The following is a 5,918-nucleotide window of genomic DNA, read 5'->3' as shown; positions in this document are numbered from 1 at the left end:
GCCTTCCGTGTTGATCAGAACATCGAATTGACCGTTGATAATGGGCGTCATCAACGTACCGACAATCAGCGTAATGCCAATCGCGATACCAATCCCCATCGACATACCGAGGTAGCGCATGGTCAGGCCGTAGTTAATATTGCCAATACCCCACATGGCGCCAAACAGGAAAACAGGTAATAAAGTAGAAAGGCTGAAAGAGCTGTAGTAGGCCCAAAAATCGGGCAGCAACATTGCGCTGATACCCCACGGTAGGATAATCCAGGAGACCATCCCGCCAACCGACCACATCGTTTCCCATGACCACTGTTTTACTTGCTTAAATGGGGCATAGAAACAGGCTGCACTGGCCGCACCTATCAAATGCCAAAAAATACCCATCGTAATCGCGTTACTCATGACTTTATCCTCATCGTTTTTATTGTCGCGTTACCCCTTCGACGTGATGAGTGTAAAAATTGCGCAGATTCTTCACCTTCTTCCCGTTGCCGCTTTGTGGTTCTCTTTGGCAATAGACACGTTAAGCGGGTGATTTAGCTCACATCTTTGGTATGTGGGCGAACGATCATACCCGTAAGAAAAGTACGGCATTGATAATCATTTTCAATATCATTTAATTAACTATAATGAACCAACTGCTTACGCGGCGTTAACACCCAGCCGCTCGATAATAATGGAGATGAATATGAGTTATACACTGCCATCCCTGCCGTACGCTTACGATGCTCTGGAACCGCACTTCGATAAGCAGACGATGGAAATTCACCACACCAAACACCATCAAGCCTACGTTAACAATGCCAATGCGGCGCTGGAAAGCCTGCCAGAATTCGCTAACCTGTCTGTCGAAGAGCTGATCGCAAAACTGGATCAACTGCCGGCGGACAAGAAAACCGTACTGCGTAACAACGCAGGCGGTCACGCTAACCACAGTCTGTTCTGGAAAGGTTTGAAAACCGGTACCACCCTGCAGGGTGACCTGAAAGCGGCTATCGAACGTGACTTCGGTTCCGTTGATAATTTCAAAGCCGAGTTTGAGAAAGCGGCAGCTACCCGCTTTGGCTCCGGTTGGGCATGGCTGGTACTGAAAGGCGACAAGCTGGCAGTGGTCTCTACCGCGAACCAGGATTCCCCGCTGATGGGCGAAGCTGTCTCTGGCGCGTCTGGCTTCCCAATTGTTGGTCTGGACGTGTGGGAACACGCATACTACCTGAAATTCCAGAACCGCCGTCCGGACTACATTAAAGAGTTCTGGAACGTGGTGAACTGGGACGAAGCAGCAGCGCGTTTCGCCGCGAAAAAATAAGTGTGATCGTAGCCTGATGGCGGTAACGCCATCAGGCTGTATGACTTAACCTTTTGTTAAAAACACCTCATCAATTGTTCGGCAGTCACTCTCATTCAACTCACCACCTGCATTGCGCGAAACCCCGGTGCAATAACCAAATTTACGCGACACCACAGTTTTGATCGTGGTGACAAAATCTTCACCGATCGCGTAAATGGACATATAGGTACCGATCTTGTCTTGAATTTCACGTAACGTGTGCAGATCGCCCTGTTTAAACGCCTCGCGCGCGTCGACAAAAAGCTCAGGCATCACATTGTTTAATCCGGAAATAATCCCTGCGCCTCCTGCCATCAGGTTAGGGATGTAATATTCGTCATAGCCGGAAAGCACGGCAAAGTCATCACGCACGGCGCGGGTGGCCTGAATCATGCTGCGGGTGTGGGACTGGCAATCGACGGTATCCTTAATACCCGCAAAATTGGGGAACTCGGCCGCGAGAGTTGCGACCAGGTCTGGGGTTAAATCACAGCCGGTCCGTGCCGGGAAGTTGTAGGCAAACCATTTTCCGCGCAATGCGCCGCCAAGTTTGCGGAAATAACTCAGGAGCTGTTTTGTCGTTTGTCCGTAATAGTACGGCGGCAATACCATTACCGCATCGTAACCTGCGTTGTCGGCTTCCTGCGCCATCTGTAAAACGTCGCTCATACAGGTAGAGGAGACGTTGGCGACCATCTTCAGCGAGCTCATCGCTCTGGCTTCCCGGATCAACATCAGCCGCTCTTCAAGACTCAAAGAGGCGAATTCACCGATACTGCCCATCAGCAAAATAACATCGATTTTGGCGTCGGTAAGGCGCTTGAGATGGTGCTTCAGGCCAGAGAGATCGACGTTTCCATCATTATCCATTGGCGTAATGGAGGGACACCAGACACCAGCAAATTGCGATTGTACTGTCACGTTGTTGACTCCTTGTTATGAAATGGCGTTTCAATATCACCCTAATTGATATCATGTCTGGTTATTTATCATGTGAATCCGGCTCTCATTTTGAGCGGCTGAGGTAAAATAATTATGCTCTAATGGGATTATTTAGTGGGGAGAGGGAACAGATGCGATATCCAGTCGAGGTGTTTACAGGCAAGGTTCTGGACTATACGGGAAGCCGCCCCAGCGCGATTGCGAAGATCCAGGTGGATGGCGAACTGCAGCTAACGGAACTGGGCCTGGAGGGTGATGAGCAGGCGGAGGCGAAAATTCACGGTGGGCCCGATCGCGCACTGTGCCATTACCCGCGAGAGCATTACTTGTATTGGGCACGGGAATTCCCGGAACAGGCGGATCGGTTTGTCGCGCCCGCGTTTGGCGAAAACCTCTCAACCGACGGTCTGACGGAACAGAATGTCTATATTGGCGATATCTTTCAGTGGGGAGAGACGCTGATTCAGGTGACGCAGCCGCGTTCACCCTGCTTTAAACTTAACTACCATTTCGGCATCAGTGACATGGCGAGCCAGATGCAAAACGCCGGTAAAACGGGCTGGTTGTACAGCGTTATCGCGGCCGGGAAAGTCTCGGCGGATGCGCCGTTGATTCTGGTGTCGCGCGTCAGCGACGTCACGGTGCAGGAGGCAATTGCCATTGCCTGGCATATGCCGTTTGATGATGCGCAGTATCACCGTTTATTGTCGGCGGCAGGATTATCAAAAAGCTGGACCAGAACGATGCAGAAGCGGCGTCTGAGCGGCAAGATCGAAGACAATTCGCGTCGTTTGTGGGGAAGATAACAAATTGCGCGCCGGGTTGATGCCCGGCGCCACAATTAAGCGCGTTTATACAACGGTAGCCAGATCACCAGTCGTAAACCACCCAGCGGGCTGTCTTCCGCTTTGACCCAGCCACGGTGCTGCTGAATGGCGGTTTCCACAATCGCCAGACCCAGACCGGTGCCGCCGGATTCGCGATCGCGAGCCTCGTCGGTACGGTAGAACGGTCGGAAAATCTGTTCCCGATCTTCGGGGCTGACGCCCGGACCATCGTCGTCCACGGTAATCGTGATCCCGTCTTTGTCCACTGCGAAGCCGACTTCAATCTTCGTGTGTGAATAGCGCAGGGCGTTACGGACAATATTCTCCAGCGCGCTTTCCAGGGCATTCGGGTTGCCATAGAGCGGCCACGGTCCCGGCGGGAAATTCACCGTCAACGATTTGCCCATCTGCTCGGCTTCGAAGGCGGCATTATCCAGCACATCACCCCACAGATGATTGGCTTTCATCGTTTCGCTGACCAGCGCGTTTTTCTGCTGATTACGCGACATCACTAACAGATCGTTGATCATGCTGTCGAGTCGGTGGGCTTCAGTTTCAATACGCTCCAGCTCTTTACTCTCGCCGCTACGGCGACGCAGCAGGGCGGTGCCGAGTTGCAGGCGTGTCAGTGGGGTTCTCAGTTCGTGAGAGATGTCCGACAGCAGACGCTGTTGCGAGGTCATCATCCGCTCGAGCGCAGTCACCATTTGGTTAAAACTGGCGCCAGCCGCGCGAAACTCCTGTGGACCTGCTTCCAGTTCTGGATGTTGTCGTAAGTTACCCTGCGCCACTTCATCCGCCGCGTTTTTGAGCTTACGCGCCGGTTTTGCCAGGCTCCAGGCCAGCCAGAGAAGCAGGGGAGTGCTGACCAGCATCGTCACAATCAGCAATAGCAGAGGGCGGTCAAACAGCAGATTAATAAAATCGGATTGCGAACTGCTGGCCGGGCGGATCAAATAGAGTTGGTAGTTATCTTCCCCGTCTCTGACGGAGAAAGGTCCCACCATCTCAACACGGCCATACTTTTTCTTCTGCGGATGATCGGCGTTATCTGCCTGACCAATAAAGTTACGAATGATCTGCATTTCGTTGCGTTCTGCGCCGATCACGCGTCCTTCTGTGGTGACAAGCAATAACCGTTGTCCCGGCGGCGCCCACTTGTCAATCGCCCGGAACAAGCGACGCCACCACATCAGGTCGTTGGGTGGATCGTTCGCGAGTTCAGCTTCAACGTGTTGCTCAATCATCAACCCCTGGCGCTGTTCGCTGTCCAGTAGCTCGGTCATCTGGCGTGAGTCGAGCTTGGGTAACATCAGAACCAACATTAACACCAGTGCCAGCGTCAACCAGAAGATAGCAAAGATGCGCGCGGTGAGGCTCCCTATCATGAAGCGGAGACCATCAGATAGCCGCGGCCACGCAGGGTTTTGAACCACGGATGTCCGTCTTTCCGTTCCGGAAGCTTACGGCGCAGGTTCGAGATATGCATATCAATCGCACGGTCGAAAGGCGTCAGGCGTTTGCCCAGCACTTCCTGGCTTAGATGTTCACGCGAAACCACCTGGCCGAGGTGCTGAGCCAGCAAATAAAGCAGGGTGAATTCGGTGCCGGTTAACTCCAGAGTTTGACCATCAAAGCTGGCCTCCTGGCGACCCGGATTGAGGCTTAAGGCATCCACTTCCAGCGTTGGCGATCCGTTGTCGCTGCTTTGCTGCTGTTCGCTCCAGTGAGAGCGGCGCAAGATAGCGCGAATACGTGCAACCAGTTCGCGGTCGTTAAACGGTTTGGGTAAATAGTCATCCGCGCCCAGCTCAAGGCCAAGTACGCGATCCAGTTCGCTGCCGCGCGCGGTCAGCATGATTACGGGGGTCTGGTGTGTCTGGCGTAGCGCTTTCAGTGTGTCGATACCGTTTTTCTTCGGCATCATGACATCGAGCAAAAGTAGATCAATGCTGTCGTCCAGAAGCTCAAGCGCCTGCTCCCCATCATGGGCAACCAGCACATCGAAGCCTTCCATTTCGAGCAGCTCCTTTAACAGGGAAGTCAGCTCTCGGTCATCATCAACTAACAGGATTTTATTCATTTTTTAAATACCTCCGAGGCAGAAATTACGTCATCAGGAGTCGCTAATCCATGACTTTACGTTGTTTTACACCCCCTGACGCATGTTTGCAGCCCGAATCGTAAACTGTCTCTCGTTGAATCGCGACAGAAAAGATTTTGGGAGCAAGTGATGCGCAAAGTTACCGCTGCCGTCATGGCCTCAACGCTGGCACTCAGTCCTTTAAGCCACGCTGCTGAAGTCGTTACAGGCGATAACTGGCACCAGGGCGAAGGGCCTACGCAGCGCAGTACGCAGAGCCATATGTTTGACGGCATAAGTTTAACCGAACATCAGCGTCAACAGATGCGAGATCTGATGCAGCAGGCAAGACACGAACAGCCTCCTGTTAATGTTAGCGAAGTGGAGACAATGCATCGCCTTGTCACCGCAGAAAAATTTGATGAAAGCGCTGTGCGCGCTCAGGCAGAAAAAATGGCACAAGAACAGGTTGCCCGCCAGGTCGAAATGGCCAGGGTTCGCAACCAGATGTATCACCTGCTAACGCCGGAGCAGCAAGCGGTTTTAAATGAGAAACATCAGCAACGAATTGAGCAACTGCGCGACGTGGCGCAATGGCAAAAAGGCTCATCGTTGAATTTATTGAGTAGTAGCAACTCACGTTCCCAGTAGCAAACCCTGTTTTCCTTGCCATAGACACCATCCCTGTCTTCCCCCTCATGATGAGGGGGTTTTTTTTATCAGGTACTTAGAAAAAATC

The 5,918-nt window shown here is 52.5% G+C and carries 7 protein-coding genes; 3 read left to right on the top strand and 4 right to left on the bottom strand.

Annotated features, from left to right (window positions below):
* Positions 1-399 (bottom strand): L-rhamnose/proton symporter RhaT (locus CJP72_RS23985; protein ID WP_238340159.1); only part of this gene is annotated, 399 nt, incomplete at its 3' end.
* 286 nt (positions 400-685) lie between these two features.
* On the opposite strand from CJP72_RS23985, the gene sodA reads away from it, so the two are divergent.
* Positions 686-1,306 carry a superoxide dismutase [Mn] gene (gene sodA, locus CJP72_RS23980; RefSeq protein WP_162383752.1) on the top strand — a complete coding sequence of 207 codons (621 nt, stop codon included), beginning with the start codon at positions 686-688 and terminating at the stop codon, positions 1,304-1,306.
* A gap of 45 nt (positions 1,307-1,351) precedes the next feature.
* Here the strand turns inward: sodA and CJP72_RS23975 are convergent, their stop codons facing one another.
* Positions 1,352-2,248, bottom strand: a complete 897-nt coding sequence (locus CJP72_RS23975) for a dihydrodipicolinate synthase family protein (protein WP_162383751.1) — start codon at positions 2,246-2,248, stop codon at positions 1,352-1,354.
* A gap of 152 nt (positions 2,249-2,400) precedes the next feature.
* Between CJP72_RS23975 and yiiM the strand changes: the two genes are divergently transcribed.
* Entirely contained in the window at positions 2,401-3,075 is a 675-nt protein-coding gene (gene yiiM, locus CJP72_RS23970; RefSeq protein WP_162383750.1) for a 6-hydroxyaminopurine reductase, read from the top strand.
* A 35-nt stretch (positions 3,076-3,110) separates the two neighbouring features.
* On the opposite strand, the gene cpxA is transcribed toward yiiM, so the two are convergent.
* Together cpxA and cpxR are read right to left on the bottom strand one after the other, a co-directional pair.
* Positions 3,111-4,484 carry an envelope stress sensor histidine kinase CpxA gene (gene cpxA / locus CJP72_RS23965; protein ID WP_162383749.1) on the bottom strand — a complete coding sequence of 458 codons (1,374 nt, stop codon included), beginning with the start codon at positions 4,482-4,484 and terminating at the stop codon, positions 3,111-3,113.
* Positions 4,481-5,179, bottom strand: a complete 699-nt coding sequence (cpxR, locus tag CJP72_RS23960) for an envelope stress response regulator transcription factor CpxR (protein ID WP_038635960.1) — start codon at positions 5,177-5,179, stop codon at positions 4,481-4,483. The genes cpxA and cpxR overlap by 4 nt, the downstream gene beginning before the upstream one ends.
* A gap of 150 nt (positions 5,180-5,329) precedes the next feature.
* Between cpxR and cpxP the strand changes: the two genes are divergently transcribed.
* Complete coding sequence (cpxP, locus tag CJP72_RS23955) at positions 5,330-5,830, top strand: cell-envelope stress modulator CpxP (protein WP_162383748.1); 501 nt, start codon at positions 5,330-5,332, stop codon at positions 5,828-5,830.
* The last annotated feature ends 88 nt before the right edge of the window (positions 5,831-5,918 follow it).

This window comes from Citrobacter sp. NCU1, from assembly GCF_010231475.1.
Lineage (GTDB): Bacteria > Pseudomonadota > Gammaproteobacteria > Enterobacterales > Enterobacteriaceae > Citrobacter_D.
The sequence above is the reverse complement of the archived record's forward strand: the minus strand, read 5'-3'. Positions and strand labels throughout refer to the sequence as shown.